Origin of the sequence: Lentzea atacamensis (genome assembly GCF_003269295.1) — a bacterium.
Lineage (GTDB): Bacteria > Actinomycetota > Actinomycetes > Mycobacteriales > Pseudonocardiaceae > Lentzea > Lentzea atacamensis.
Window position 1 is genome coordinate 1,544,499 of the sequence record NZ_QLTT01000001.1, and the last position, 26,421, is coordinate 1,570,919.

A 26,421-nucleotide genomic window follows, 5' to 3' on the forward strand; every position below is an offset into this window, starting at 1 on the left:
CAAGTCGTCTCGAATGGCTACAGGCACGTCTCTCGACGAACCAGCGGTCGATCCTCTGACTCGATGAACACCGCGAGCCCGTCCAGCACCCGCGCGAGACCGAACTCGAACTCGTCCAGCGGCCGTTCGAACCCACCCGTGGTCCAAATGTGCGTCATCATCGGCAGCCGTTCGGGGGTGAAGTGCGCCCACAGCGCGTCCTGGCCGTCCCACCAGGCCTCCTCGGTCATGCCGGTCTCCCGCTCGGCCTTCACCCGGTCCGCCATCGTCCGGCCGACGCCGTCGACGAAATGACCGACGGCGGTCACCACCGCGACCATCTCCTCCGCCGTCAACCCCAGCTCGGAGACCACCGCGAGAGCCGCGTCGAAGCTCGCCATCGTGCGCGGGCCCGGGGTTCGCCGCGAGTGCGGGAGCTGCAGGATCCACGGGTGTGCGCGGTACATCTGCCACATCTGACGTGCGTAGAACTCCAGCCCCTCGCGCCACGGCCCCTTCGGCACGCAGGCGGTCTCGCCCCACGCCGCGTCGACCATCAGGTCCAGCAGCTCGGACTTGCCCGGCACGTGCCGGTACAGCGACATCGTGGTGAAGCCCAGCGTCTCGGCGACCCGGCGCATGGTCAGCGCCTCGACACCCTCGGCGTCGGCCACCTTCATGGCCGCCTCGACCACGCGCGACTGGCTGAGCGCGGCCTTGGGTCCCCTGGTCGGCTCGGCCGGCGGCTCCCACAGGAGTCGGACCGCCCGGTCCCGGTCGCTCTGCTTCAACCAAGCCCCCTCTGCGCCACTCGCTTGCATGTGAATCCTAAAACCGTGTACAACGTACACCCAGTGTACGACGTAAGCAGTTAAGCCACGGGGGTGAAGTCGTGGGACACGCGGTGCTCGCGGAAGGCCTGCGGAAGAGATACGACAAGAAGGCGGCGCTGGACGGGTTCGACCTGGCCGTGCCGGCCGGAACGGTGTGCGGGCTGCTCGGCCCGAACGGCGCGGGCAAGACGACCGCGGTGCGCATCCTGGCCACATTGCTGCGCCTGGACGGCGGCCGCGCGGAGGTGGCGGGCTTCGACGTGGCGCGGGAGGCGCCGCAGGTGCGCAGGCAGGTGGCGTTGAACGGTCAGCAGTCGACGGTCGACGACGTGCTGACCGGCAAGGAGAACCTGGTGATGTGGGGGCGGCTCTACCACCTCTCGCGGCGCCAGGCGGAGTCGCGCGCGGACGAGCTGCTGGAGCAGTTCGGCCTCACCGACGCGGCGGACAAGCGGGCCAAGCACTACTCGGGCGGCATGCGGCGTCGCCTCGACCTGGCGTCGAGCTTCATCATGCGGCCGTCGGTGCTGTTCCTCGACGAACCGACGACCGGCCTCGACCCGCGCAACCGCGGCGAGGTGTGGCGGGAGGTGAAGCGGGTCGTCGCCGAGGGGACGACGGTCCTGCTCACCACCCAGTACCTGGACGAGGCCGACCAGCTGGCGGACCAGATCGTCGTGCTCGACACCGGCCGGGTGGTCGCGCAGGGAACTCCGGACCAGCTCAAGTCCAAGCTCGGCGGTGACCGGATCGAGGTCGTCGTGCGCACTTCCGAGGAGCTGCCGGTCGTCCGGGACGTGCTCGGGCCGGACGCCGAGGTCGATCCCGACGGGTTCAGGGTGAGCGCGGCGGTGGCCGACCGGGTGGCGGCGCTGACGCGGATCACGTCGGCACTGGCGGCCAAGGGTGTGGAAGCGGAGGACATCGCACTGCGGCGACCAACCCTGGACGAGGTTTTCCTTGCCATCACCGGACACAAAGCAGAGGAGCGGGCGTGAGCGCGGTCAGGTTTGCCGTGGTGGACTCGTGGGTGGTCGCCAAGCGCGACCTGATCCACTGGCTGCGCGAACCGGTCAGGGTGTTCGCGAACCTGGCCTACCCGATCATCTCGGTGCTGATCTTCGGGCTGGTGTTCGGCAGCGCGATGAACGTCTTCGGCGGCGGTGACTACATCGAGTTCCTGCTGCCGGGCATGTTCGGTCAGACCATCGCGTTCGGCGTCGGCACCACGCTGATGATGGTGTCGATGGACGCCGATCGCGGCGTGACGGACCGGTTCCGCGCCTCGCCGATGTCGCAGACCGGCGTGGTGGCCGGGCGCAGCATCGCCGACCTGGTCAACTCCTCGCTGGAGCTGCTGGTGCTGGCGTTGTGCGGCCTGGTGATCGGCTGGTCGTTCCACGACGGGCTGTTCAACGCGCTGCTGGCGTTCGCACTGTTCCTGTGGCTGCGGTTCGCGCTGGTGTGGATCGGCATCTACCTCGGTCTGCTGGTCAAACCCGAGGCCGCGCAGGCGTCGTGGATGTTCCTGTTCCCGCTGACGATGTTCGCGAACACGTTCGTCTCGCCGGAGCTCATGCCGGGCTGGCTGCGCGTGGTGGCCGAGTGGAACCCGCTGTCGTCGACGGTGGCGGCGGCGCGGGAGCTGTTCGGCAACCCCGGTGTCGGCGGCGACTCGTGGGCGGCCCAGCACTCGCTGCTACTGGCCGTGCTGTGGCCCGCGTTGTTCGTGGCGATCTTCTGGCCGCTTTCCGTGCTGAAGTACCGCAACCTCAGCCGCTAGGAGGTCGGTCCGGAGCTGGTCGGCCAGCCACTGCGCGAGCAGCTTCCGCCAGTTCCGGACCCTCTCCAGCAGTTCCGGCCGCAGCGACCGGTCGTCCTCCCACTCCCGCCAGTCCTCGCTCGCGAGCCATCCGATGCAGCCCGCGATCCGGTGCACGCGCAACAGGTTCAGGTCCGGGGTGTGGCCGTAGCCGGCCCAGAACGCCTGCGGCAGCACGGTTCCGTGCAGGTAGAGGTGTTCCTCGAACGCCGCGAGCTCGTCGAGCGGGTTGCCCTGGCCCGGGTTGTCCCAGTCGATCAGCGTGGCCCGGTGCTCGCTGACGATGATGTTGTAGAGGTTCACGTCGTTGTGCAGCAGGCCGGCCCGGTGGACCTTCCGGAACGCCTCGCCGATGCTCCGCCAGAGCTCGTCGGACACCGGCAGCGCGTCCGCCAGCGTCACGCCCTCGACGTACTCGACGAGCACGTCGCCGCGACCGTTGTGCGCGAGGACCTCCGGCGCGCCGGGCACCACGAACTTCGGCAGGTCGCGCGCGATCTTCGGTTGCCGCAGCACGGCCTTGCGCCCGTCGGCCAGCGTCACGAGGTGCAGGACGTTGGTGAGACCGTCTCCTTTCAGGGGTTCGATGCGGATGGCGGTCTCCAGCAACCGGAACAAACACCCACCTCCAGTAGCAAAGGTGTAACACAGGACACATCGGACGACGAGAAACCTCAGGGGATGCATTCGGCGGCGATGTACGCATGGAGGCAGACCGATGGTTCAACGAACTCGGCGCAGATGTCTCGCGCTCCTCTCGACAGTGGCCCTGGTACTGCCACTCGCCGTGACCAGCCAAGCACTCGCTGATCCCAACAACAACTCACCGGCCAAGATTGCCAAGGCCGTCACGCTGAACAACGTGCTCCGGCACCTCGACGCGTTCCAGGCGATCGCCGACACCCACGGCGACCGTGCGGCCGGACGTCCTGGATACCAGGCGTCGGTGAACTACGTGGTCAACCGGCTCAACGCCGCCGGCTACACACCGACGGTGCAGGAGTTCCAGTTCGAATACCTCGAGGACAACTCGGTGCTCGACGTACTGGCGCCGGCCCCGATCTCGTACCGCAAGGACCTCGACTTCACCTACACCGGCTTCGTACCCAGGGCGGAAGGGGACGTCACCGGGCCTCTCCAGGCGGTCGACCTGGTCCTGCCTCCCGGCCCGGCGGCCAACACGAGCTCGAGCGGCTGCGAGGCGGCCGACTTCGCCGGGTTCGCGGCCGGCAGCATCGCGCTGATCCAGCGCGGCAGCTGCAACTTCACCGTCAAGGCGCTCAACGCCCAGGCTGCGGGGGCGTCGGCGGTCGTGCTGTTCAACGAGGGACAGCCCGGCCGCACCGGGCTCGTCTTCCCGACCGGTGACGCGACGGGCCTGACGATTCCGGTCGTGTCGGCGACGTTCGCCGTCGGCGAGCAGCTCGCCTCGATGCCGTTCGCCACAGTCCGCGTGAAGGTCGACGTCAACACGGACACGCGCACCGCGTGGAACGTGTTCGCGGAGTCGCGGCACGGCGACGCGAACAACGTCGTGATGGCGGGCGCGCACCTCGACAGCGTCCAGAACGGACCCGGCATCAACGACAACGGCAGCGGTTCGGGCGCGTTGCTGGAGACCGCGATCCAGATGTCGAAGGTCAAGACCAACGCCAAGGTCCGCTTCGCGTGGTGGGGTGCCGAGGAGCTGGGCCTGCTCGGGTCCGAGCACTACATCGCCACGCTGTCGCAGGAGGAGCAGGACAAGATCGCGCTGTACCTGAACTTCGACATGGTCGGCTCGCCGAACCACTTCTTCGGCATCTACGACGGTGACGACTCGAGCGGCACCGCGCCGGTCCCGATTCCGCCGGGTTCGGCGGAGATCGAGGACGTGTTCGAGAAGTTCTACGCCGACCGCGGCCTGCCGTCCGAGGACACCGAGTTCTCCGGGCGCTCGGACTACGGCCCGTTCATCGCCGTCAACATTCCCGCAGGCGGCCTGTTCACCGGCGCGGAAGGCGTGAAGACGCCCGAGCAGCAGGCCCGCTACGGCGGTACCGCGGGCATCGCCTACGACCCGTGCTACCACCAGCCGTGCGACGACAGGTCGAACCTGAACCTGTTCGCCCTCGACACGAACTCCGACGCCATCGCGGTCGCGGTGATCACGTTCGCGTTCGACACGTCGACGGTGAACGGCGTGCGCGCGCCCGGCAAGTCGCACGGACGCGCGCCGCGAGGCGTGCTGTCCTAGGAGGACCAGAGGTCGCACCGGTGGTCCGCCGGTGCGACCTGCTCGGTCGCGAACAGCCGGACATCCTGGCGTGACCAGCCGGGATGTCCGGTCCTCGCGAACCGCGTCCACGCCCTGACCATCTCGTCGGACAGCCTCCGCTGCCCGGCGCCGAGCGTTGCGCCGCCGTACCTCAGCAGGAACGGCAGCTCCGAGCCGTGGTAGGCGCCGTACGGGAACTCCGGCATGCCGGGGAAGATCATCGGCGGCTCCGGCTCCGCGAACTCATAACCGAACGCGTTGGTCTGGCTCCTGAGCTCGTCGGTCGTGCACGCCGACGTCATCGCGGTGAGCGCCTTCGAGAGCTGCACCCGCTCGTCGCCGCCCTTCGGCGGGTAGTGCTCCACGATCCGCTTCGCCTTGGCCGCCCCGAAGCCTTCGACGAGGGCTTGTTCGTACCCGCCGGCGTCGAGCCGCGGGTAGTACATCGCCACGAACACCGTCAGCTCATCGCGCGTGGTGCCGGTGAGGACGGGGATCCGGTGGAAGCGACCTTGTCGTAGCGCCGTGATCGGGTTGTCCGGCAACGCTTCCGTGTCGTACGCGGGCGCGGAGAACAACGGCGTCAGCGCCTTGACCTGCTGGACGCTCAGCTGCCGCAGACACGCGATGTCCGTGCAGCCGTGCGATGCCTTCGCGCCGGCCTGTTCGACGTCCGCGCGAGCGGCCCACGTGTGGTGGACCTGGTTCTCCCCCGCCGGAATCCCCAGCTGGCACGGTCCACTCTGGATGATCGCCCGGTGGAACAGGCCGCGCGTCCTGGGCGAGGTCAGCTGCGCGCACGTCGACAGCCCGCCCGCCGACGCCCCGAAGAGCGTGACGTTGCGCGGGTTGCCGCCGAACTGCCTGATGTTGCGCTGGACCCACTCGAGGGCCTTCTGCTGGTCCTTCAGCCCGAACGCACCGGATCCCGCCAGGCCCGGGAACCCGAAGTACCCGAACGCGCCGAGCCGGTAGTTGATGGTGACGACGACAGAACCGTTGCGCACCAACTGGTCCACGCCGTAGTCGGACCCGGCCCCGCTGGTGAAGCTGCCGCCGTGGATCCAGACCATGACCGGCCGGTTCACGGCGTTGGGCGGTGTGGTGACGTTGAGGTACAGGCAGTCCTCGGCGTCGCTGGCCGGGCTGCCGAGCCCTTCGTCCTGCGCGCAACGCGGCCCTGGCCGCGTGGCTTGGCGGACGCCCTGCCAGGGCTTCGCGGGCTGCGGATCGCGCCAGCGGTTCTCACCGGTGGGCGGCGCGGCGAAGGGGATGCCCTGGAAGGTGCGCTGGGCGTTGGTGATGGTTCCCGACACGAATCCGGTGTCGGTGCGGACGGTGGTTCCCGCGGCATGGGCGGGAACGGCGCTTGCGGCAACGAAGACGGCCGCTGTCAAAAGGGTTGTGGTTGAACGCATGTCGCTGATCAACCTAACTGCATGCGCAACCGCTTTAGACAGCCAGCTTCTTCCGGGACAACAAACGCGCCGCCACAGCTGCCGGCAGGTACATCAGCACACCGTAGACCGCGGGCGGAATCGCCATCGTCTCGTCGTTGAGCACCGTCAGCGCCAACGTGATCGCGATCGTGGCGTTGTGGATGCCGATCTCCATCGCCGACGCGATGGCCTCCTTCTCGTTGACCCGGAACGCCCGCGGCACGTAGTACCCGATGAGCAGGCTGAGGATCGACAACAGCAACGCCACCGGCCCCAGCGTCCCGATGTTGTCGACCAGCTGCTGGAACGCCGACGCGATCGCCGCCAGGATCACCAGCACCAGCACCACGACCGACGCGATCCGCACGGCCCGCTCCATCTTGAGCGCCCACGCCTCGAACCGCCGGCGCACCCACATGCCGATCGCCACCGGCACCAGCACGATCGCGAACACCTGCACGAACTTCGCCGGCTGCAGCCCGACCGCACCCTCGTCACCCATGAAGTGCGCCATCGACAGCCCCACCACGACCGGCAGCGTGAACACCGCGAGCACCGAGTTGATCGCCGTGAGCGTGATGTTGAGCGCCACGTCCCCGCCCGCGAGGTGACTGAAGAGGTTCGCCGACGTCCCGCCAGGCGAGGCGACCAGCAGCATCATGCCGACCGCCAGCACCCCCTTCAGCCCGAACGCGAGCACGAGGCCGAGGCAGATCGCCGGCAGCACGACGACCTGACAGACCAGCGCGATCACCGCGGCCTTCGGGTACTTCGCGACCCTGGCGAAGTCGGCGACGGTGAGCGTCAGACCGAGCCCGAACATGACCAGGGCCAAGGCCAGCGGAAGGAAGATCTGGGCGACGACCACGGCGGCCTCCACGAAATGTCCGGCTTGTGGACTTTGATCTGATCGGAAGATCCTGGCGTTACTCCCCCGCCGGTGGAATCGGCCAGGTGGAGGCAACCGTTCGCCGCCGTCGAGGTGTTCGTACTCCTCGCGGGCCGAGGGTATTCGACTGGTGGGTTGTGCGGCCGCACGCCTGGGGCGGCGCGGATGCACGGCAGGTGGCCAGTTCGGCAGCCGGGTCGTGCGGCAGCCAGGTCATGCGACAGCCGAGCCACGCCTCCACTCCCGGCCCCCCAGGCGTGCGGAGCGGCGTTGCCATGCGGATTCCCAGAACCGGGCGCACCCTGTTCCGATGGCGCGCCTCCTGACCCCGCGCTTCGCCCTCCTCACCGCCGCCGACCTGGGCTACTTCACCGCGATGGGCATCGCGGTGTACGCCCTGCCCCTCTACGTCACCGGCCCGCTGCACAGCACCAACGCCGCCGCAGGCCTCGCGTTCGGCGCCTTCGCCATCTCTGCCCTTCTGCTCCGCCCGTTCGCCGGCCGCCTGACCGACCGCATCGGCCGCAGACCGCTCCTGCTGGGCGGCACCGCACTGGCCGCCACCAGCCTCGCCCTCACCGCGCTGGCCGCCGACCTCCCGACGATCATCGCCCTGCGGCTCCTGCTGGGCGTGGCCGAAGCCGCCTTCTTCGTGGCCGCGTTCGCCGCCCTGGTCGACATCGCCCCGCCGGACCGCCTCGGCGAGGCGTTGAGCCTCAACTCGCTGGGCCTCTACCTGGGCCTGGCCGCGGGCCCGCCGCTGGGCGAGGTCCTCACGCAACGGTCGTTCCCCACGGCCTGGATGACAGCGGCAGTCCTCTGCCTGGCGGCCACCGCGGCCTCGGCGTTCATCGGCGAAACCGGTACACCCACCACCACGAACACCAAGCTGATCCACCGCCCCGCCATCGCGCCGAGCATCGCGCTCTGCACCTCGCTCGCTGCGGCCGGCGGTTTCCTGGCGTTCGCGGCACTGCGCGCCCAGGAGGAGGGGCTGGAGAACACCAGCCTCCCGCTCTTCCTCTACGGCGCCACGGTCGTCGTGTCCAGGGCGGCGTTCGCCAAGATCCCGGACCGCCTGCCGCCGCTGAGACTCGGCGCTGTCGCCCTGGCCGTCATCGCGGCTGGACTGGTCCTCACCGCCACCCCGCACACGCTCATCGCGGGCAGCGTCGTGCTGGGTCTCGGCGTCACGTTCAGCACCCCGGCGTTCTTCGCCGCAGTCTTCGCCACCGCCGAACCGCACCAGCGGGGCGCCGCCTCCGGGACCGCCAGCGCGTTCATCGACATCGGGCTCGGCGGCGGCCCGATCCTGCTCGGTGTCGTCGCGAACGCGAGCATCCCGGCGGCGCTCGCCACCGGTGGCGCGCTGGCCGCGGCCGGCTGTCTGTGGACGCTGAGGCTGCACCGAGCACACTGAACGAGTGCAGATCGGCGTCTTCACCGCGGGCGACCTGGAACCCGCCGAGATGGTCGCGCTGGCGGTCGCGGCCGAGGAAGCGGGCTTCGACGTCTTCGCGGTCGGCGAGCACCACAACCCGCCCTACAACTCGTCGTCCCCCACCACGCTGCTGGCGTACATCGCGGCGAAGACCAGCACCATCCTGCTCTCCACCGCCACGACGCTCATCACCACGAACGACCCCGCGAGAATCGCCGCCAACTACGCGACCCTGCACCACCTCGCGCCGGGCAGAACCGACCTCGTGCTGGGACGCGGCAACACGGCGAAGGTGTTCGGCTGGTTCGGCAAGGAGATCGAGTACAGCCTCCCGCTGACGATCGAGAACTACGGCGTGCTGCGCGAGTTGTGGCGCGACAGGCCGTACATCTGGCACGCCTGCACCCGCTCCCCCGAGATCGCCGACCTCGCGGCGGAACACGACGACGGGCTTTTCGTGTTCGCCGGCCAGACCGAGCACGTCGCCAGGTACCGCGAAAGGGCCGGAAACCCGACACTCGGCGTGCTGGCCGACGACGACGACCTCGGCGAAGCGCTGGACATCAAACCCGACCGGCTGCTGATCCACGCGAAGAGCCCCGATCACCTCCGCCAGATCACCAGGGCCACCACCAGGATCAGCACACCGACCGCCACCGCGGACCCGAGCACCCACAGCCCGTAGACCGCGAACGCCACGAACTCCGATCCGATGGCGGCGACGGAGGTGACCGTGGCACGGGCGTCGGACTCGATCCGGTGCTGCAACTCGGTCTCGATCTGCACCAGCACGAACCGGTACAGCCCGTAGAACAGTCCCAGCAGGACGATCGCCATCGGCACGGCGAGCACGGCGGCCGCGATCAGCGCCACGCCCGAGGCGAACAGCACCCAGCCGCGGAACGGCAGCCGCCCGCCGAGCGACGCACCGGCCGCGCCCAGCAACGGCACCCCGATCGTCGCGAGCGGCACCCACACCGTCGGCACCTGCCAGTCCTGCGCCAGCAGCGTGAAGTACTCCTCGAACGCGTCGATCGCGTACACCAGCGCCACCGCGATCACGGCTCGCTTGATAGGCACGGATGCCCGCAGACCGGCGCGCAACGTCGCGAAGTAGCTCTCGTGCTCCTCTGACTCACGCGGAGGCTCCGGGAACCGCAGCGCGATCACCGACGAAAGCAGGCACATCACGACGGAAACCCAGCCGGCCAGCTCGTAGCCGCCGTACGAGAACAACGCGGTGGCCATGACCGCGACGGGAACCTGCGAGATCAGCTCGATGGTGTCGACCCGCGCGTTGAGCCGGCCGTACTGCTCCTCGTCGCCGTTGGCCGCCAGCCCGTCGTACAGCAGGGCCTCGAACGCACCGGAGGTCAGCGTTCCGCCGAGTCCCCACAACACGAAACCGACGGCGAAACCCCAGAACGACGGGAACAGCACCCACGCCGCGTGGGCGACGGCTTGCAGCACACCGGCGGCGACCAGCGAGCTCCGTCGCGAGAACCGGTCGGCGATGGCACCGGACGGCACCTCGAACACGACCGCGGTGAACGACCAGATCGCGAGCAGCACGGAGATGGAGGCGTCCGACAGCCCGCTGTCGGCGAAGAGCAACGCGTACAGCGCGTAGATCGGGACGAGGTGCGAACACCACGCGAACGCTGTCGCGGTTCGGGACAGATCAGTTGAAGATCAATGTCGTCGTCGCATGGCACAAGGTTAAGCCGTCAGCGCCACCGATTAAATGGCGCTGACGGCTCGTAGTCGCTCAGAAACCGGCGGTGACGCGGGTGAACGCGAGGTCGGACTGCTGGATGCCGGAGCAGTGCGCGGCCACCTGGCCGTCGCAGCCACCGCGGTCGCGGTTCACCGACCAGAACGCGAGACGCCCGAGGCCGTTGGCCTTCGACCAGTCGCGGATCGCGGTCCAGTCGTCCACGGTGGTCAGCTCGCGCTGGTCGGACAGCCCGTTCATGCCGGAGATGCCGACGTGCCTGAACGCCTCGGCGTCACTCCAGCCGAAGGTCGACTTGAGCTTGTTCTTCAGCCCCGTGGCCGCGCCGATGGTGTCGGTGCGGATGTTGGAGCTGCCGAAGTCGAACGGCATGATCGTGAACACGTCGATGTTCGCGTTGAGCGCCTTGGCCTGGTCGATCAGCCGCGCGCCGTAGAAGTTCGGCCCGGTGGTGCCGGTGCCGAACGTGACGATCGTCTGGATGCCCGGGTTGTTCTGCTTGACGATCCGCAGCGCGGTGATGATCCGGTCCTGGACGGTCGTGTTCTCGAACTCGTCGGAGTTCTCGATGTCGATGTCGATGGCCTTCAACCCGTAGGCGTTGATCACCTGCTGGTACGCGGCGGCCAAGGCCTCCGGCGTCGAGCAGTTCGGGCCGAGCTTGTTGCCGCTCCAGCCGCCGAACGACGGCACGATGTCACCGCCGGCCGCGCGGATGGCGTTGATCGTCTGCTGGTCGACGCCACCGGTGAGCGGACGCTGGCTGTCCCACGACGGCGTGCACCCGCCGCCGGACAGGACGAACGCGAGCGTGAACCACTTGACGCCGGTCGAGCCCATGACCTGCGTGGCGCTCTGCGGGTTGCCCCAGCCCAGGTACAGGTAGGGCGCACCGCGGCCGGTGCCGGGCACCGGCGGGTTCGACGTGGTCGTCGTCGTGGTGGTCGTGGTCGCCGGCGGCTGCCCGGTGCCGTCGCACGCTGCACCGTTGATCTTGCAGCCGGTCGGGCTGCCACCGGAACCGCTCACGGTGAAGCCGAAGCTCGCCGTGCCGCCGACGGGCACGTTGCCGTTCCACGTGTTGCGGACCGTGATGTGCTGCCCGCTGGCAGTGCGGCTGCCGTCCCAGAGGGACCCGATCGACTGTCCGCTCGGGAGCGTGAACTCGACGGTCCACGACGTGAGCGCGGACGAGCCGCCGTTGGAGATCGTGTACTTGGCCTCGTAGCCGCCGCCCCAGTCCGACGTCTTGGTGAACGCCGCCGTCACGCCCGTCGCGCCGCTCGCGGGTGCGGCGAGAACGCCTCCGACCACGGCCGATATCGCCAGACCGATGGTCAGGAACTGCCAGCGGAACCTCTTCATGGTGCTCCATTCACGTGCAGGGGGAACGTGATGGCGAGCACGCTAACTGGTCTGGACCACCGGTTCAAGGGTGTGAACAAGACGCATCGGCCTGCGGTTTTGTGGGAGCGCTCCCCTATGGCGCTACAACTGATCCACCCGCTCCGCGTCGCGCTCCTCCAGCAGCTGCAGCAACGCGTACGTGGTCTGCCGTTGCTCTTCGAGCAGCTTGACCAGCCAGGATCCGAAGTAGAGAAATCCGCCGACCCCGATCAGCCCGACGCCGAGGATCCCGCCGGAGACCACGTACGGGATCTGCTCCCACACGTAACCCGTGTGCGCGACACCCCACCAGGCGAAGAGGATCGCCGCGATCCCCGCCGTCATCAGCATGGTGCCGACGAACCCGAGCCCGCTCTGCATCCGTGCGCGGCGCCGATCCTGCATGGTCATCGCTTCACCCGTTGCGCAGGTCTGGGACACCGGTCGGGTGTCCGGAGGGACAGGGAGCGCCGCCCAGCAGGAACGTGCCGAACGACTTCATGCCGAACGCGCCCGCCGCGGCGACACCGAGCCCGGCGAGGACCAGCAGTGCCGGCACACCGGGAAAGTCGAGCAGCGACCGGGGTTTCGCGCGCGCGGTCGCCACCGGTGTCACGGCCTTGGGCGGCGTCATCCCGGCGACCGGCGGTGAACCGGGCAGCGGGGGCGAAGCACCATCGGCGGCCGGTGGCGGCGGCGCGAGAGGTGCTTGCGGCGCAGGCGCATCAGGCGGTGTGAGCGGCGCGGCGGCGGAAGCGTTCGCGGCCGCCTCGGTGTCGCCGACTATCACGACCATCTTGCGCAACGGGTTCAGCAGCGGCACGAGCTCCTTGGGCAGCAACGGCGCCAGCACGCCGTCCAGGATTCCGCCGAGGCCCAGCTTGTTGCGCAACGCCAGCACGTCGACCGTCAGCGTCAGACCGGTGCTCTTGGACGTCGCGGCGGTGCCTTCGAGCTTCGTCGCGGACGTCGGCCACGTCAGTGTGATACCCAGTGGTTCCAACGCCTTCAGCAGGCCGTCCGGCGGCGCGTCCGGTGCCTTGACCGGGAACTTCTGGCCGAGCACCGTGAACTCGGCGACCGAGAACGTGCTCGTGCCGCTTCCCTTGCTGCCGTCGCTGACCGCGACCGACTCGAAGCGCACGCCCGACAGCACGACCAGACCGGCGAGCAGCGAGAGCGTTTGCGCCGACGACACCGCGGTGGACCGCGCCTCGGAACCCGACACCGAACTCATGCTGCTCGACGCGAGGCCGTCCGCGGTGAGCAGGAACGGCACTTCCTGCTTCGCACCCGCGGAGGACTCGGTCTTCGCGGCACCCGCGGTGGCGCGCATGCCCGACTTCGACTCGTCCGCGGGACCACCGGGATGCGACGCGTTGGCCTGCACCGGATACGCGAAGCCCAGCAGCTGCGGCAGTCCGGTACCGACCGCCGCGCCCGGCCACAGCGAACTCGCCAGTGACCGGCCGATCGGGCCCGAACCCAGCTCGGTCTGCGTGTACGACAGGTGCACCTCGCCCTGCGGTTCCGCGGGCACCGGGATCAGATCGGTGTGCAGCAGCACCGAGACGGGTGCGGCGCGGGCGGAGAGCGTGAACCCGCCGATGTCGGCGGCCTGCGCAGGGGCCGGGGACAGCAGCAGAAGCAGCAGTACCAGCGCGTACCTCACGATGTCCCTCCGAAGTAGACGGTGGCCAGGTCGCTGTCGGCACTGATCTCGCCGTGCGCCATCACCACGACCTGGTCTGCCACGGCCGACGCGGTCTCCGCGAACTGCTCCACGATCAGCATCGTGACGCCGGACGAGGCCAGCTCCTTGACGACCTCGTACAGCTCGGCGACGATCACCGGCGCGAGTCCCATCGACAGCTCGTCGATCACGAGCACGGCCGGGTCGGTGATCAGCGCGCGGGAGAACGCGAGCATCTGCTGCTCGCCACCGGACATCGAGCCCGCGAGCTGCTTCTGCCGCGCCTTGAGCTTCGGGAACCGTTCGTAGACCACGGCGGGATCGCCGCGCATCAGGCGCAGGTTCTCCGCGACCGTGAGGTTCGGGAAGATCGCGCGGCCCTCCGGGATCGTGCACAGGCCCGCGCGCGCCAGCTCGTCGGGAGCGGCGTCGTTGACGTGCACCCCGCCCAGGTGGACGTGCCCGCTGGAGGAGCGCAGCTGTCCACTGAGGACTTTGACCAGTGTCGACTTGCCCGCTCCGTTCGGGCCGAGCAGCGCCGTGACCGTGCCGCGCGGCACGTTGAGCGTGACCCCGCGCAGCACCTCGATCCTGCCGTACCCGGCGTGGACGTCCATCAGGTCGATCATCCGAGGTACGCCTCCCGAACGCCTTCGTGCGAGCGGATCTCGGAGGGGGTGCCGGACGTCAGGAGCTGCCCGAGGTTCAGCACGTGCACGTGGTCGCAGTAGCCCATCACGAGGTCCATGTCGTGCTCGACCAGCACGACGGCGCGTCCTTCCGCGCTCAGCTGGCGCAGCAGCTCACCGAACGCGTCGGTCTCGGCGCGGTCCAGCCCGGACGACGGTTCGTCGAGCAGCAGCAGGTGGGGATCGGTCGCCAGCGCGCGAGCGAGTTCCAGCAGCCGCGCGGCACCGGTCGGCACCGTGTCGGCCTGGGCGTCGGCGAACTCGGCGATCCCGACCCGTGCCAGCAGCTCCGCGGCCAGCTTGGCCGGGCGGCGGCGGCTTTCCAGTGCCACCACCACGTTCTCCCGGACGGTCAGCGACCCGAAGACCTCGAGCCGCTGGAACGTCCGCGCCACTCCCAGTCTGGACCGCTGGTGCGGCCCCTTCGAGGTGATGTCCGCGTCGTCGAGCAGCACCCGGCCGGACGACGGCTTGCGCAGCCCGCTGATCACGTCGAACAACGTCGTCTTGCCGGCGCCGTTGGGGCCGATCAGCCCGGTGACGCCGGGATCGGCCGACAGCGTCACGTCGTCGACCGCGGTCACCTCGCCGAAGCGGACCGTCACGCCCTCCACCCTCAGCCTGCTCATGCGCGCCGCCAGGACCAGGCCCGGAAGAACCAGCTGACCAGACCGTTGGGATCACGCGAGAGCCCGGCCGCCGCCACTCCGAGCAGCACGACCGCGACCCCGGCGAACGCGGGAAACCCGCTCTGCAGCACCGGAAGCAGCATCAGCAGCATCCCGCCCAGCGCCGCGCCGGACACCGACGTCACACCGGCGATCACCGCGAACAGCAGCAGCGGCAGGTTGTTGAACAGCTGGAAGTCGCTCGCCGCCACGGTTTCCCGCAGCTGCGCGAACAACCCTCCCGCGAGCCCGGCGATCGCCGCCGACAGCGAGAACACCCAGACCCGGATCCAGCGCACGTTCACGCCGAGCGTCGCGCACGCGGCCGAACTGTCCTTCACCGCGATCATGCGCCGCCCGAGCCGGCCGCGCCGCACCGCCAGCACACCGGCGCCGACCAGCGCGAACACCCCGGCGGCCAGGAGCAGCTGCGCCGTGGCGGACTCGAAGAGACGCGGCACCTGCAGGCTGCCCCGCACCCCGAACGCGATCGGCGACTGCAGCACGAGCTTGTCCATCAGCTGCGCGAACCCCAGCGTGGCCAACGCCAGGTACAGCCCGCTCACCCGCAACGCCGTCAACGCGATCAGCGCACCGATCGCGGCGGCGACCACCGCGCCGGCCACCAACGCCAGCGGCGAGGAGCTCTCCAGCCGCGCCACCGTCACCGCGCCCACGCCGACGAACGTGAACTGCCCCAGCGACACCACCCCGCCGTACCCGGTGAGCAGGACCATCGACAGCAGCACGATCCCGAACACCAGCCCCAGCGCGAGCTGCCCCGCCACCACGCCGTCCACGAGCAACGCCAGCGCGACCACCACCCCCATGAACAACGCCATCCCGACCCCGGTGGCGAGCCCGCCCGGCACCGCCACCCCGCGCGATCCCCGCACGCCACCGATGCGCAGCGGTGACTGGGGCATCGCGAGCAGCACGACGAACAGCAGCAGTGCCGGAATCGCCGCCCGGAACGCGATCCAGAACGGCGAGGACGGCAGGTACGCCACCGCGTAGGACTGCACCAGGCCGAGGCCGAGGGCACCCACGAACGTCCACGGCAGACTGCGCAACCGCCCGACCAGCGCGGCGGTGTAGGCGGTGATCACGAGCAGCGTCATCGTCACGTAGTCGAGCTGCACGACCGGGGTGAGCAGGATGCCGCCCAGCGCCGCCAGCGCCGACCCGATGGCCCAGCTCAGCGCGGACAGCCGGTGGGGACGGGTCCCGTACAACGCGGCCAGCTCCGGGGCGTCGACGCACGCCCGCATCGCGAGCCCGGTCCGCGTCCGGTTCAGCAGCAGGTAGAGCCCGCCCGCGACCAGGACCGCGCAGGCCAGCGTGACGAGGTCGTGGCCGCTGACGAACGACTGTCCGATGTGGATGCCGTACTGGTCGAGGAACGGCCGCACGGGCCGGGCCTGCGGAGGCCAGATCACCTGGGCCGCACCGATCAGCCCGACCAGCACGCCGACGCCGGCGACGAGCGTGATGCCGACCGGCGCGCCCGCGAGCCTGCGCATCACGAACCGTTCGATCACCAGCCCGAACAGCGGCGCGCAGCCGCCGACGACGATCAGCAGGGCGAGCCACTGAGGCAGGCCGCGGTTCTCGGCGAGCTCCCAGTAGAGGAACGCCATGACCATGCCGATCGCGCCGTGACCGACGTTGAACACCTTGGAGGTGCTGTAGGTCAGCACGAGACCGCCGGCGACGACGGCGTAGGCCCCGCCGGTGACGAGGCCGAAGACGGTGTAGGCCAGGAGGGCGGTCATCCACCCACCCCGGTGTCGATCAACGGGCCGCACGAGTACCCGGACGCGGGCGCCAGCCGGGTCCACGTCCCGCCCTTCAGCTTGATCAGGGACATGCACGCCGACGTCCGCTTACCTCCGACGTCCTGCGGCGCGACCATCCCCTCGGCGGTGAAGTCGTGCACCCCGCGGACCTGCTCCAGCATCGCCTTGCGCGTCAGCTGCGGTCCGATCTTCGCGGCGAGCTGGACGAACAACCGCGCGGCCGCCCACGCGAACATCCCGAAGTACGAGGGTGCCGCACCGGGCGCCACCCGCCCCAGCCACTGCTTGTACAGCGCTACCTGGGCGTTGTTCTCCTCGAACATCGCGCCGTTCGTGTAGACGACGGTGCCGTCGACCGCTGCCCCGCCCTGCCGCACGTACTGCGCGTCGTACGCGCTCGGGTCCGTGATGAACGCTTCCGGCGTGTACCCCTGCTGCCGCATGGCCTGCTGCAGCCGGACCGCGTACTGCGCCGACCCCATCCAGTACACGATCTTCGCGCCCGTCTCCTTGAGCTTGGCGACGTACGGCGCGTAGTTGACGTCCGCGATGTCGATCGCCTGCGTGTAGACGAACTTCAGTCCGCGCTGCTCCGCGGCTTTCTGCATGCTGCGCGCGTTCTGCGAGCTCGCGTCGACGTTGAGGTAGAGGAACGACGCGGCGCCCGCGGCGTTCGGAAAGCTCGACTTGACCAGGTCCGGGTACGCCGAGGACACCAGGTTCACCACGTTGGACGCGACGCCGAAGCTCACCGGGGTGCGCTGCCGCTGCACCGTGACCGTCGAGGCCCGCAGGTCCGGGATGCCGCACCCGGTGGCGGCCGGTCCACCACCCTGGTCGAACCCCGACATCGAGCCGACGAGCGCGAACGCCTGCTCGCACGCCTGGGAGGTGGCCTGCTGGTCGCCGCCGCTGTCCGTCCGGGAGTCGAACGACACGAGCTTGAGCTTGCGGCCGCAGATCGCGCCCTGGGTGGCGTTGAAGTACTCGACGAACGCCTTCGTCCCCTGCTGCGCCGCCTGGAAGAGACCGGGCACCGGGCCACTGATGTCCGAGATGTTGGCGATGGTGATCTCGCCGGCGGTCACGCCCTTGTCCGTGGCGCCACCGGTGCCCTGGCAGCCGCCCGCGATGCTGCCGGGCGGGTTCGGCTGCTTGTTCGGCTGCTGCGGGTTGTTGGCACCCGGCTGCCCCGCGGTGCCGTCGGTGCCGGCCACCCCGCCGTCCTCGTCGCCCGGCGCGGTGCCCTGCTGGGTCTCCGCTCCGCCGCCCAGAGGCACGGCGAGTGCCGCGCGTTGCTCGTCGGTGAGCCTGCTCCCGCACCCCGCGACCAACGCGCAGACCACTAACGCGATCAGCGCAACCCTGCGATGCATGCGGACGAACGCTAGGCCACTGCATCAATCCAGACCAGGCCGCCCACCAGCGATTTCACCCGTGTGGCCGACACGATTTCTAGAACAAGTTCTATTGGCAAAGGAATGCGGCGAACACCGTCACCAAACCGAAGTTACGTCGTTAGACCACCTCGGGCCAAAGAACACGTTCTAGCTAGACGGTGGCAGCAGCTCTGGCCGGCGCGGGCGGATCACGTCGCCCGACGACTCACCGCGCAGCCGTCGCATCACCCACGGCACGACGTGTTCGCGCGCCCACCTCCAGTCCTCCGCCCGCCGGATCTTCCGGTCGACCAGCGGAGCCCTGCCGAGCACCGTCCGCTCCAGGGAGTGCGCAACCCCGAGACCGTCGAGCACGGCGATGGCGACCTCGTGGTGACCCAGCTCGTTCAGGTGCAGCCGGTCCGGAGACCACATACGACGGTCACGCAGCTGCCGCATCGCCCACATGTCGACCAGCACGCACGAGTGCTCCGCGGCGATCGCGCGCACGTGCTCGTTGTAGATGGCCACGCGACCACGCATCTTGCGGAACACCGGGTCGTCGGCCCCGTCGACACCCGTGAAGAGGATGACGCGCGCGCCGGCCTCGACCGTGCGCGCCACCGCGTCGCGGTAACGGCGCATCAACGCGTCGATGTTCACCTTCGGCCGCATGAGGTCGTTGCCGCCCGCGTAGAGCGAGACGAGATCCGGGTTCATCGCGAGAGCGCGCTCAAGCTGCTCACCCAGGATCTGCGGCAGCAACCGGCCGCGCACAGCCAGGTTGGCGTAGGTGAACTCCGGATCGGCGGCACCCAGGACGTCGGCGACGCGGTCGGCCCATCCGCGCACACCGTTCGGACGGCCAGCGTCTTCGTCGCCCACTCCTTCGGTGAACGAGTCCCCCAACGCCACAAAACGCTTGCTCATGCTCAGGACTTTAGGTCGCGCGTCATGACCGAGGTTGCGCGGGGATGGATAACGTTTCGATAACGCCAGGGTCTCGAACTGAGGCGGGCTCCCGCTTTCGGCCGTAGTCCCGATCGTGCGACTCCCCATGAACTTGGCAACGCCGACGCGACTCCTCGTCGCGCTGGCCGGCTGTGCGCTGGCCGTGCTGCTCAACACCGGGATCGCGATCGGCCAGCCCCCCAATCCCTCGACCCCCATCTCGACCCCGCCGCCCGGAAGTGGCGGAACGGGCGACGAGGTCGTGCAGACCCAGTGGGGCCCGCTCGGACCCGCCGACCGGGACTTCATGAACCGGGTCAAGCAGGCCGGGCTGTGGGAGAAACCCGCGGGCGACAAGGGCAGGGCCAAGCGGCCGGACCAGCCCAAGATCCTGGAAGCCTGCAAGCACCTCATCGAGGGCCACACGCTGCTGGACAACGTGGTGAACCGGGCGGGCGTCCTGCTCGGGCACACGCTGCCCACGGAGGCCTCCGACGAGCAAAAGGGCTGGCTGGCCGAAATGGACGCGGCGAACGGCGACGAGTTCGACGCCGTCTTCGCCAACCGGCTCCGGGCGGCGCACGGCAAGGTCTACGCCTATGCCGCGCAGATCCGGGCGGGCACCAAGAACGAACTCATCCGCATCCTGTCCACACAGGCGATGATCACCGTCTTCGACCACATGAAGGTGCTCGAGGACACCGGTCGTGTCGACTTCGCCGGCCTGGAGTCCCCGCAGCCGCTCGCACCACCGACGGCTGCCGCCGGGGCACCGGAACCCACGGGCGAGAACGGCAACAGCGCGGACGCTTCCACGAACCCGACCGACGGTGTGATCCCGACCGTGCCGGAGGGCACCAGGTTCACCCGCACCGCCGAGCAAGGCGTGTTCGGTGACAACAACGGCGTCTTCTTCGGCGCCATAGCGGTGCTCGCGCTCGCGCTGGTGGGGATGCGCATGATCTCCCGATCCAAGAAGACAAGACGCAAATCTCGTTCGTTCTGAAAACGCACACCCGTTCAACCGAAGACAGCGGCTCACCGCCGTCAGCTTCAGCATGCCGTTTTATCGGACTACCACGAGGTGGCAAATGGCTTTTCACCGTAGGAAATCCACGATCTGGCTGACGGCCGCAGCAGCGGCGATGGCCCTGGTCGCTGGCGGTGCCGCGGTGGTGGCCATCAGTTCTTCTGATGGCGCCGCGCTCGCCGACGGGGCTGACAAATCGCAGTTCGTCGACATCACCAAGGTGAAGCCGAACGTCAAGAAACCAAAACCGGAGAACGACGCCACCACGGGTACGTTCACCGTGGACTGCGGCCGGAACGAGAACGGGCACTTCAACCCGGACAACTTCATCGCGCAGCCCGGTGTCCGCAACGGTGCCCAGCACCTGCACGACTACGTCGGCAACCTGTCCACCAACGCGGACTCCAACAACAAGTCGCTCCAGGCGGCCGGCACCACCTGCAAGAACGGTGACAAGTCCGCCTACTTCTGGCCCGTCGTGCGCATCAACGACGGTGCGGAGGAAGGCGAGGGCCAGGAGCAGCAGCCGCCGAAGAAGGACGACAAGGCGCAGCAGGAGAAGGACAAGGCCGCCAAGGACGCGGCCCGCCTCGAGTGCCCCGACGTCGCCTCCCGGCTCTCCGAGGACGTGCCGAACGGCGCCCAGGCGGAGATCGACAGGGAGCTCGCGAACATCGAGAAGGTCACCGACGAGGCCGAGAAGAAGCTCGAGCAGACCAAGGCCCAGGACGTCAACAACATCATCGTCGGCCCGACGCGGGAGAAGCGCGCCGCGATCCTGAACCGGATGATGCTCGCGTTCAGCCGCCAGGGTCAGCAGGCTCCCGACCTGAACCCGGCCGCCGCCTGCGCGGTCAAGGAGCAGGGCAAGGCCGCCGCTCTCGACAACGGCGCCGAGAACAACAACGAAGCCCAGGCCGAGGGCCTCGAGAACAAGAAGAACCAGAACAACCCCGAGGAGAACGCGAACAACGAGCTCCCGGGCAACGAGGGCGAGATCCAGCGTCCCGAGGTCGTCGACCTGACCTTCCGCGGTTCCCCGACCGGCAAGGTCGTCGCGATGCCGAAGTTCCTCCGCGTCCTCTACGGCGACGCCAAGGTCTCGACCAACGGCACCAAGAACGCCAAGGACTCGTGGACCTGCACGGGCTTCGAGGACAAGGTGCTGATGAACAAGTACCCGATCTGCCCGCAGGGCTCGAAGGTCAAGCGCATCCACGACTTCCCGAGCTGCTGGGACGGCAAGAACATCGACTCGGCCAACCACCGCGACCACATCGTGTTCCCGGACCAGAACGGCAAGTGCAAGAAGGGCTTCAAGGCCGTTCCCCAGCTGCGCATCTCGCTGACCTACAACATCCCCAGGGAGATCCAGCAGCAGGGCCGGTACGCGGTCGACGCGTTCCCGGAGGAGGAGCACAACCCGTTCTCCGACCACGACGACTTCGCGAACGTGATGTCGCAGCAGATCATGAACCGCCTGGTCAACTGCGTGAACACCGGCAAGAAGTGCCGCGAGTGACGCGCTGACCGTCTGACCGAAGTCCCCCCGGTGCACCTCCCGCGCACCGGGGGACTTTCGTTGTCCCGCTGGGAGATTCCCGCGGCTAACCTGGCGCGCATGATGGCGAGATCACGGCGGACCTGGCGCGATGTGGACGGCGAGCGGATCGAGGGGACCTGGCGGCACGCCTTCGTCCGCAACGGGGACAGGCACTACCTCACCGATCTGTTCATCTACGCCGACGGGCTGGTCGACTGCTGGGGACTGGTCACACTCGACGAGTTCGCCGCCAAGCTCGCCTCGGGGTGGGTGGCGACCGAACTCCCGGACGGAGCAGAGGCGTCGGCGTTCCACGTCGCCACGTGGAAGTTCGCCGAACCGCAGGCCGCGCTGACCGCCGACATGCTCTACGGCGAGGTCCTCGACGAGATCGACCGGCTCAACAACAGGCCGGACTCCACGGCGCGCTGCCTCGCGGCGGTCGACGTCTTCCTCGACCAGCAGGACGAGGACAGCCGGGCGGCCGTGCGCGCGGCGTACCACGCCATCCCCGAGCACCTGCGGATCTACGCGCTCGGCGACATGGACCGCAGGGACTGGCCGTTGCGGGTGCTCGCGGCAGGGCCGGGCAACCCCTACTCCTGGCAGGACGAGGACAAGCTCGTCTCCAAGAAGGAACACGCCGCGGCGCTGCGCTACTTCGAAGGTCTCCGCAGGCAGCGCCGTGCGGCGCCAACGCCTGCAGAACCGGCCGAGACCAGCATCGTGATCAGCCACACCAACCACACCGTGCCGGGCGGATGGCCGGAGAATCCCGGAATCCTCGTGCTGCGCAACGAGTTCCCCGCACCCGTCACCGTCGGCGCGCAGATCCACCCGAGCGTCGCCGACGCCTACGAGGCCGTCGCGGCGAACGTACCGGCGCAGGCGCGGACGGCGGTCATGGCGGAGTTGCTGCGCCTCAAGTTCGCCCAGCACCCCGAGCTCGCCGAGACGCTGACGGCCACCGGCACCGCACGGTTGGTCTACGCCGACTCGTCGGCGTTCTGGGGGCAGCACAGCACGGAGGGCCGGAACTGGCTCGGACGGCTGCTGGAGCTGGTCCGGTCCGAACTGGCTGTTCCCGACCACGACCTGTTCACCAGCCTGAACCTTGTTCCGGAATGATTGACCGCAAAGGTATAGACCACTGACACTGGCGGCATGGTCACCCGTTCCTGCGCGGTGCTGATCGCACTGCTGGCAACGCTGCTAGTACCGGTCACCGGCCCGTCCGCCACGGCGGCACCGGTGACGTTCGTCCACCCCGGAGTCGGGGTCTCCCGTCCGCAGCTCGACTTCATCCGCGCCAAGGTCCAGGCCGGTGCCCAGCCGTGGAAGCTCGCCTACGACCGCATGATGGCGAGCTCGTACGCCTCCCTGTCCCGCGTCCCGAAGCCGAGAGCGATCGTGGAGTGCGGCCCCTACACGAACCCGAACCACGGCTGCACCGACGAGCGCCAGGACGCGCTCGCCGCGTACACGCTCTCGCTGGCCTGGTACATCACCCGTGACAACCGGTACGCGACCAAGGCCATCGAGATCATGGACGCCTGGTCGGCCACCATCCAGGACCACACCAACTCCAACGCCCCGCTGCAGACCGCGTGGTCGGCTTCCTCGTGGCCCAAAGCCGCCGAGATCATCAAGCACGTCCACGGGAACTGGCCCAACAGCGGCCGGTTCGGCACCATGCTGCGCAACGTCTACCTGCCGGAGATCGCGAACGGCCGCGCGAACACCAACGGCAACTGGGAACTCAGCATGATGGAGGCGTCGCTCGGCATCGCGGTGTTCCTGGAGGACAGGGCCGCCTACGACAAGGCCGTCGGCATCTTCCGCACCCGGATCCAGGCCTACATCTACCTCACGACCGACGGAGCGCTGCCGAAGACGCCGCCGGGCAGCGGGATCGACACCAGGGCCGAGATCATCTCTTACTGGCACAACCAGTCCACGTTCGTCGACGGGCTGACCCAGGAGACCTGCCGGGACTTCGCGCACACCGGGTACGGGCTCGCGGCCGCCGCGCACTTCGCCGAGACCGCGCGGCACCAGGGGCAGGACATCTGGGGGGAGATCAGGGAGCGCATGCGGCACGCGTGGGGCCTGCACACCAAGTACCAGAACGGCACGCCGGTGCCGTCGTGGCTGTGCGGCGGCTCGTACAGCCGCGAGCTCGGGCCCACCCCGGAGGTGTCGTTCAACGCGCTGCACACGCGGCTGGGCATCGCGATGTCGAACACCCAGCTCTACACCGAGTCACATCGTCCACACGGGACCGACAACCTGTTCATCGCCTGGGAGACCCTCACCCACGCGGCGAACCCGGCCTGACAAGGGCTAACGTGCCCGCATGACAGACGTGAAGCCACGCAGCCGGGACGTCACCGACGGCCTGGAGCGCACCGCCGCGCGCGGGATGCTCCGGGCCGTCGGCATGGGTGACGAGGACTGGGAGAAGCCGCAGATCGGTGTTGCCTCGTCGTGGAACGAGATCACGCCGTGCAACCTGTCGCTGGACCGCCTCGCCAAGGCGTCGAAGGACGGGGTGCACGCGGCGGGCGGGTACCCGCTGGAGTTCGGCACGATCTCGGTGTCGGACGGCATCTCGATGGGCCACGAGGGCATGCACTTCTCGCTGGTCTCGCGGGAGGTGATCGCCGACAGCGTCGAGACGGTGATGCAGGCCGAGCGGCTCGACGGCTCGGTGCTGCTGGCCGGGTGCGACAAGTCGTTGCCCGGCATGCTGATGGCCGCGGCCCGGCTCGACCTGGCGAGCGTGTTCCTCTACGCCGGGTCGATCCTGCCGGGCCGGGTCACGCTGACCGACGGCACCGAGAAGGAAGTCACGATCATCGACGCCTTCGAGGCGGTCGGGGCCTGCGCTCGCGGGCTCATGAGCCGCGAGGACGTCGACCTGATCGAACGCGCGATCTGCCCCGGCGAGGGCGCCTGCGGCGGCATGTACACGGCGAACACGATGGCCAGCGCGGCCGAAGCGCTGGGCATGTCGCTGCCCGGCAGTGCCGCTCCCCCGGCCACCGACCGGCGGCGGGACGGGTTCGCGCGCAGGTCCGGCCAGGCCGTGGTCGAAATGCTCCGCAAGGGCATCACCGCGCGGCAGATCATGACGCGCGAGGCGTTCGAGAACGCGATCGCCGTCGTGATGGCGTTCGGCGGCTCCACCAACGCGGTGCTGCACCTGCTCGCGATCGCGCACGAGGCCGGGGTCGAGCTCACCCTGGACGACTTCAGCCGCATCGGCTCGCGCGTGCCGCACCTGGCCGACGTGAAGCCGTTCGGGCGGCACGTGATGACCGACGTCGACCGCATCGGCGGTGTGCCCGTGGTGATGAAGGCGCTGCTGGACGCCGGTCTGCTGCACGGCGACTGCCTCACCGTCACCGGCCGCACCGTCGCCGAGAACCTCGCCGACATCGCCCCGCCCGACCCCGACGGTCTCGTCCTGCGAGCTCTCGACAAGCCCATCCACCACACCGGCGGCATCACGATCCTGAAGGGCTCGCTGGCGCCGGAAGGTGCCGTGGTCAAGTCGGCCGGCTTCGACTCGGACGTCTTCACCGGCACCGCGCGGGTGTTCGACCGCGAACGCGCCGCGATGGACGCGCTCGAGGACGGCACGATCACCGCGGGCGACGTCGTGGTGATCCGCTACGAGGGCCCCAAGGGCGGGCCGGGCATGCGCGAGATGCTCGCCATCACCGCGGCGATCAAGGGCGCGGGCCTCGGCAAGGACGTCCTGCTGCTCACCGACGGCCGCTTCTCCGGCGGCACCACGGGTCTGTGCGTCGGCCACGTGGCACCGGAGGCGGTCGACGGCGGCCCCATCGCGTTCGTGCGCGACGGCGACCAGATCACGCTGAACGTCGCCGAGGGCACGCTCGACGTCCACGCCGACCTGGAGAGCCGGCGCGAAGGCTGGGCGCCGCTGCCCCCGCGCTACGAACGCGGCGTGCTCGCCAAGTACGCGAAGCTGGTGGGCTCGGCTTCACGCGGGGCGGTCTGCGACTAGGGCCGCCGACCGCACGAGTGCGGCGACCGCCGGGGAGTGACTGCTGCGCTGCCAGGCGAGCACCGTGGTGACGTCGGGAGCGTCGACGACGGGCACCGCGACGTGTTCCGGCCACTGCCAGGCGCGGCTCGAAGCGGGGATGACGAGCAGGCACTTGCCCAGCGCCACGAGCTGAGCGAGCTGCGACTGGGTGCGGACCTCCGGCCCCGGCCCGTCGGGATACGTCCCGTCGAGCCGGGGCCAGCGGGCGATCGGCAGGCCCGGCACGTCGCTGACCTCCGCCAGCGTGAGCTGATCGCGGGCCGCCAGCGGATGCGCCGCCGGCAGGATCACGACCTGGCCCTCGACGCGGAGGTCCGCGGTGTCGAACCCGGCGAGATCGTCGTACGGGCGATGCATGAGTGCCACGTCGGCCTGCCCGTCGCGCAGCCGGTGTGCCTGCTCGCCGACCTCGCACAGCAGCACCTCGACCGGTGGCGCACCGGGTTCGCCCGCCAGCGCGTCGAGGAGCCGCCGCAGCAGCTCGTGGGACGCCCCCGCCTTCGTGACGAGCACCAGCGGTCGCTTCGGATCACCGGCCCGGCGCGTCCGGCGCTCAGCGGCGGCGACGGCGTCCAGCGCGGCTCTGGCCTCGCGCAGCAGCACCCGGCCGGCGTCGGTGAGCGCCGCTCCCCTGCGGTCCCGGTCCAGGAGCTGGACCCCGAGCCGGCGCTCCAGCAGGCGAATCGCGCGTGAGAGCGGCGGCTGGGCGATCCCGAGCCGGTCGGCGGCACGTCCGAAGTGCAGTTCCTCCGCGACGGCGACGAAATACCTGAGCTCGCGGGTCTCGAGATCGGCCACCGGACCGAGCCT

The 26,421-nt window shown here is 69.3% G+C and carries 24 protein-coding genes; 10 read left to right on the top strand and 14 right to left on the bottom strand.

Annotation, left to right across the window (positions count from 1 at the left end; genetic code table 11):
- Nucleotides 1–17 precede the first annotated feature (17 nt).
- Nucleotides 18–770: a TetR/AcrR family transcriptional regulator gene (locus tag C8D87_RS07320; RefSeq protein WP_170166339.1), complete on the bottom strand. Its 753-nt coding sequence runs from the start codon at nucleotides 768–770 to the stop codon at nucleotides 18–20.
- A gap of 101 nt (nucleotides 771–871) precedes the next feature.
- Here C8D87_RS07320 and C8D87_RS07325 point away from each other — a divergent pair, with 101 nt between their 5' ends.
- Both C8D87_RS07325 and C8D87_RS07330 read left to right on the top strand, forming a co-directional pair.
- Nucleotides 872–1,810, top strand: coding sequence for an ATP-binding cassette domain-containing protein (locus C8D87_RS07325; protein ID WP_112226003.1), 939 nt, complete (start codon nucleotides 872–874; stop codon nucleotides 1,808–1,810).
- Nucleotides 1,807–2,595 (top strand): ABC transporter permease, encoded by a 789-nt coding sequence (locus C8D87_RS07330; protein ID WP_109635937.1) that lies wholly within the window; start codon nucleotides 1,807–1,809, stop codon nucleotides 2,593–2,595. The genes C8D87_RS07325 and C8D87_RS07330 overlap by 4 nt, the downstream gene beginning before the upstream one ends.
- On the opposite strand, the gene C8D87_RS07335 is transcribed toward C8D87_RS07330, so the two are convergent.
- Nucleotides 2,512–3,252 (bottom strand): lipopolysaccharide core heptose(II) kinase RfaY, encoded by a 741-nt coding sequence (locus C8D87_RS07335; RefSeq protein ID WP_170166340.1) that lies wholly within the window; start codon nucleotides 3,250–3,252, stop codon nucleotides 2,512–2,514. The two genes, C8D87_RS07330 and C8D87_RS07335, sit on opposite strands and share 84 nt — an antisense overlap.
- Nucleotides 3,253–3,421: 169 nt before the next feature.
- On the opposite strand from C8D87_RS07335, the gene C8D87_RS07340 reads away from it, so the two are divergent.
- Nucleotides 3,422–4,870 carry a M28 family metallopeptidase gene (locus C8D87_RS07340; protein WP_233441959.1) on the top strand — a complete coding sequence of 483 codons (1,449 nt, stop codon included), beginning with the start codon at nucleotides 3,422–3,424 and terminating at the stop codon, nucleotides 4,868–4,870.
- On the opposite strand, the gene C8D87_RS07345 is transcribed toward C8D87_RS07340, so the two are convergent.
- Complete coding sequence (locus C8D87_RS07345) at nucleotides 4,867–6,309, bottom strand: carboxylesterase/lipase family protein (protein ID WP_112226006.1); 1,443 nt, start codon at nucleotides 6,307–6,309, stop codon at nucleotides 4,867–4,869. The two genes, C8D87_RS07340 and C8D87_RS07345, sit on opposite strands and share 4 nt — an antisense overlap.
- 34 nt (nucleotides 6,310–6,343) lie before the next feature.
- The gene (locus C8D87_RS07350) at nucleotides 6,344–7,210 is read right to left on the bottom strand and encodes a bile acid:sodium symporter family protein (protein WP_233439442.1); all 867 of its coding nucleotides are present in this window, start codon (nucleotides 7,208–7,210) and stop codon (nucleotides 6,344–6,346) included.
- 319 nt (nucleotides 7,211–7,529) lie between these two features.
- On the opposite strand from C8D87_RS07350, the gene C8D87_RS07355 reads away from it, so the two are divergent.
- Together C8D87_RS07355 and C8D87_RS07360 are read left to right on the top strand one after the other, a co-directional pair.
- Nucleotides 7,530–8,639 (top strand): MFS transporter, encoded by a 1,110-nt coding sequence (locus C8D87_RS07355; protein ID WP_112226007.1) that lies wholly within the window; start codon nucleotides 7,530–7,532, stop codon nucleotides 8,637–8,639.
- A 4-nt stretch (nucleotides 8,640–8,643) separates the two neighbouring features.
- Nucleotides 8,644–9,345: an LLM class flavin-dependent oxidoreductase gene (locus C8D87_RS07360; RefSeq protein ID WP_325049629.1), complete on the top strand. Its 702-nt coding sequence runs from the start codon at nucleotides 8,644–8,646 to the stop codon at nucleotides 9,343–9,345.
- Here the strand turns inward: C8D87_RS07360 and C8D87_RS07365 are convergent.
- The 9 genes from C8D87_RS07365 to C8D87_RS07405 all read right to left on the bottom strand — a co-directional run bounded on the left by C8D87_RS07365 (nucleotide 9,264) and on the right by C8D87_RS07405 (nucleotide 18,939).
- Nucleotides 9,264–10,340 (bottom strand): MFS transporter, encoded by a 1,077-nt coding sequence (locus C8D87_RS07365; RefSeq protein ID WP_109635924.1) that lies wholly within the window; start codon nucleotides 10,338–10,340, stop codon nucleotides 9,264–9,266. The two genes, C8D87_RS07360 and C8D87_RS07365, sit on opposite strands and share 82 nt — an antisense overlap.
- Nucleotides 10,341–10,428: 88 nt before the next feature.
- Complete coding sequence (locus tag C8D87_RS07370; RefSeq protein WP_112226008.1) at nucleotides 10,429–11,760, bottom strand: cellulose binding domain-containing protein; 1,332 nt, start codon at nucleotides 11,758–11,760, stop codon at nucleotides 10,429–10,431.
- Between the two features lie 123 nt (nucleotides 11,761–11,883).
- Complete coding sequence (locus C8D87_RS07375) at nucleotides 11,884–12,192, bottom strand: hypothetical protein (protein ID WP_109635920.1); 309 nt, start codon at nucleotides 12,190–12,192, stop codon at nucleotides 11,884–11,886.
- A 4-nt stretch (nucleotides 12,193–12,196) separates the two neighbouring features.
- A complete protein-coding gene (locus C8D87_RS07380; RefSeq protein ID WP_109635918.1) occupies nucleotides 12,197–13,453 on the bottom strand; it encodes a choice-of-anchor P family protein in 1,257 nt (418 codons plus the stop codon).
- Complete coding sequence (locus C8D87_RS07385) at nucleotides 13,450–14,103, bottom strand: ABC transporter ATP-binding protein (RefSeq protein WP_109635915.1); 654 nt, start codon at nucleotides 14,101–14,103, stop codon at nucleotides 13,450–13,452. Before C8D87_RS07385 ends, C8D87_RS07380 begins: the two co-directional genes overlap by 4 nt.
- Nucleotides 14,100–14,792, bottom strand: coding sequence for an ABC transporter ATP-binding protein (locus tag C8D87_RS07390; protein WP_109635913.1), 693 nt, complete (start codon nucleotides 14,790–14,792; stop codon nucleotides 14,100–14,102). Before C8D87_RS07390 ends, C8D87_RS07385 begins: the two co-directional genes overlap by 4 nt.
- Nucleotides 14,789–16,606, bottom strand: coding sequence for an ABC transporter permease (locus C8D87_RS07395; protein ID WP_112226009.1), 1,818 nt, complete (start codon nucleotides 16,604–16,606; stop codon nucleotides 14,789–14,791). Before C8D87_RS07395 ends, C8D87_RS07390 begins: the two co-directional genes overlap by 4 nt.
- On the bottom strand, nucleotides 16,603–18,006 hold the full coding sequence (locus tag C8D87_RS07400; RefSeq protein ID WP_146231506.1) for an ABC transporter substrate-binding protein: 1,404 nt from the start codon (nucleotides 18,004–18,006) through the stop codon (nucleotides 16,603–16,605). Before C8D87_RS07400 ends, C8D87_RS07395 begins: the two co-directional genes overlap by 4 nt.
- Before the next feature lie 171 nt (nucleotides 18,007–18,177).
- Nucleotides 18,178–18,939, bottom strand: a complete 762-nt coding sequence (locus C8D87_RS07405; protein ID WP_112226010.1) for an SGNH/GDSL hydrolase family protein — start codon at nucleotides 18,937–18,939, stop codon at nucleotides 18,178–18,180.
- A 127-nt stretch (nucleotides 18,940–19,066) separates the two neighbouring features.
- Between C8D87_RS07405 and C8D87_RS07410 the strand changes: the two genes are divergently transcribed.
- The 5 genes from C8D87_RS07410 to ilvD all read left to right on the top strand — a co-directional run bounded on the left by C8D87_RS07410 (nucleotide 19,067) and on the right by ilvD (nucleotide 25,569).
- Nucleotides 19,067–19,966: a DUF4142 domain-containing protein gene (locus tag C8D87_RS07410; RefSeq protein WP_109635902.1), complete on the top strand. Its 900-nt coding sequence runs from the start codon at nucleotides 19,067–19,069 to the stop codon at nucleotides 19,964–19,966.
- Nucleotides 19,967–20,051: 85 nt separating this feature from the next.
- The gene (locus tag C8D87_RS07415; RefSeq protein ID WP_112226011.1) at nucleotides 20,052–21,512 is read left to right on the top strand and encodes a DUF1996 domain-containing protein; all 1,461 of its coding nucleotides are present in this window, start codon (nucleotides 20,052–20,054) and stop codon (nucleotides 21,510–21,512) included.
- A 99-nt stretch (nucleotides 21,513–21,611) separates the two neighbouring features.
- Nucleotides 21,612–22,661 (top strand): NADAR family protein, encoded by a 1,050-nt coding sequence (locus tag C8D87_RS07420; RefSeq protein WP_215732206.1) that lies wholly within the window; start codon nucleotides 21,612–21,614, stop codon nucleotides 22,659–22,661.
- Nucleotides 22,662–22,697: 36 nt separating this feature from the next.
- Entirely contained in the window at nucleotides 22,698–23,870 is a 1,173-nt protein-coding gene (locus C8D87_RS07425) for an alginate lyase family protein (RefSeq protein WP_109635897.1), read from the top strand.
- A gap of 19 nt (nucleotides 23,871–23,889) precedes the next feature.
- Nucleotides 23,890–25,569, top strand: a complete 1,680-nt coding sequence (gene ilvD / locus C8D87_RS07430; protein WP_109635894.1) for a dihydroxy-acid dehydratase — start codon at nucleotides 23,890–23,892, stop codon at nucleotides 25,567–25,569.
- Here ilvD and C8D87_RS07435 read toward each other — a convergent pair.
- The gene (locus C8D87_RS07435; protein WP_112226012.1) at nucleotides 25,546–26,409 is read right to left on the bottom strand and encodes a LysR family transcriptional regulator; all 864 of its coding nucleotides are present in this window, start codon (nucleotides 26,407–26,409) and stop codon (nucleotides 25,546–25,548) included. The genes ilvD and C8D87_RS07435 overlap by 24 nt on opposite strands.
- Nucleotides 26,410–26,421 lie beyond the last annotated feature (12 nt).

What these genes read in the sequence shown, in the direction of transcription:
- C8D87_RS07345 (WP_112226006.1), bottom strand. Translation starts at nt 6,309, where the DNA reads ATGCGTTCAACCACAACCCTTTTGACAGCGGCCGTCTTCGTTGCCGCA.
- C8D87_RS07355 (WP_112226007.1), top strand. Translation starts at nt 7,530, where the DNA reads ATGGCGCGCCTCCTGACCCCGCGCTTCGCCCTCCTCACCGCCGCCGAC.
- C8D87_RS07370 (WP_112226008.1), bottom strand. Translation starts at nt 11,760, where the DNA reads ATGAAGAGGTTCCGCTGGCAGTTCCTGACCATCGGTCTGGCGATATCG.
- C8D87_RS07375 (WP_109635920.1), bottom strand. Translation starts at nt 12,192, where the DNA reads ATGACCATGCAGGATCGGCGCCGCGCACGGATGCAGAGCGGGCTCGGG.
- C8D87_RS07385 (WP_109635915.1), bottom strand. Translation starts at nt 14,103, where the DNA reads ATGATCGACCTGATGGACGTCCACGCCGGGTACGGCAGGATCGAGGTG.
- C8D87_RS07390 (WP_109635913.1), bottom strand. Translation starts at nt 14,792, where the DNA reads ATGAGCAGGCTGAGGGTGGAGGGCGTGACGGTCCGCTTCGGCGAGGTG.
- C8D87_RS07395 (WP_112226009.1), bottom strand. Translation starts at nt 16,606, where the DNA reads ATGACCGCCCTCCTGGCCTACACCGTCTTCGGCCTCGTCACCGGCGGG.
- C8D87_RS07400 (WP_146231506.1), bottom strand. Translation starts at nt 18,006, where the DNA reads ATGCATCGCAGGGTTGCGCTGATCGCGTTAGTGGTCTGCGCGTTGGTC.
- C8D87_RS07405 (WP_112226010.1), bottom strand. Translation starts at nt 18,939, where the DNA reads ATGAGCAAGCGTTTTGTGGCGTTGGGGGACTCGTTCACCGAAGGAGTG.
- C8D87_RS07410 (WP_109635902.1), top strand. Translation starts at nt 19,067, where the DNA reads ATGAACTTGGCAACGCCGACGCGACTCCTCGTCGCGCTGGCCGGCTGT.
- C8D87_RS07415 (WP_112226011.1), top strand. Translation starts at nt 20,052, where the DNA reads ATGGCTTTTCACCGTAGGAAATCCACGATCTGGCTGACGGCCGCAGCA.
- C8D87_RS07420 (WP_215732206.1), top strand. Translation starts at nt 21,612, where the DNA reads ATGATGGCGAGATCACGGCGGACCTGGCGCGATGTGGACGGCGAGCGG.
- C8D87_RS07425 (WP_109635897.1), top strand. Translation starts at nt 22,698, where the DNA reads ATGGTCACCCGTTCCTGCGCGGTGCTGATCGCACTGCTGGCAACGCTG.
- ilvD (WP_109635894.1), top strand. Translation starts at nt 23,890, where the DNA reads ATGACAGACGTGAAGCCACGCAGCCGGGACGTCACCGACGGCCTGGAG.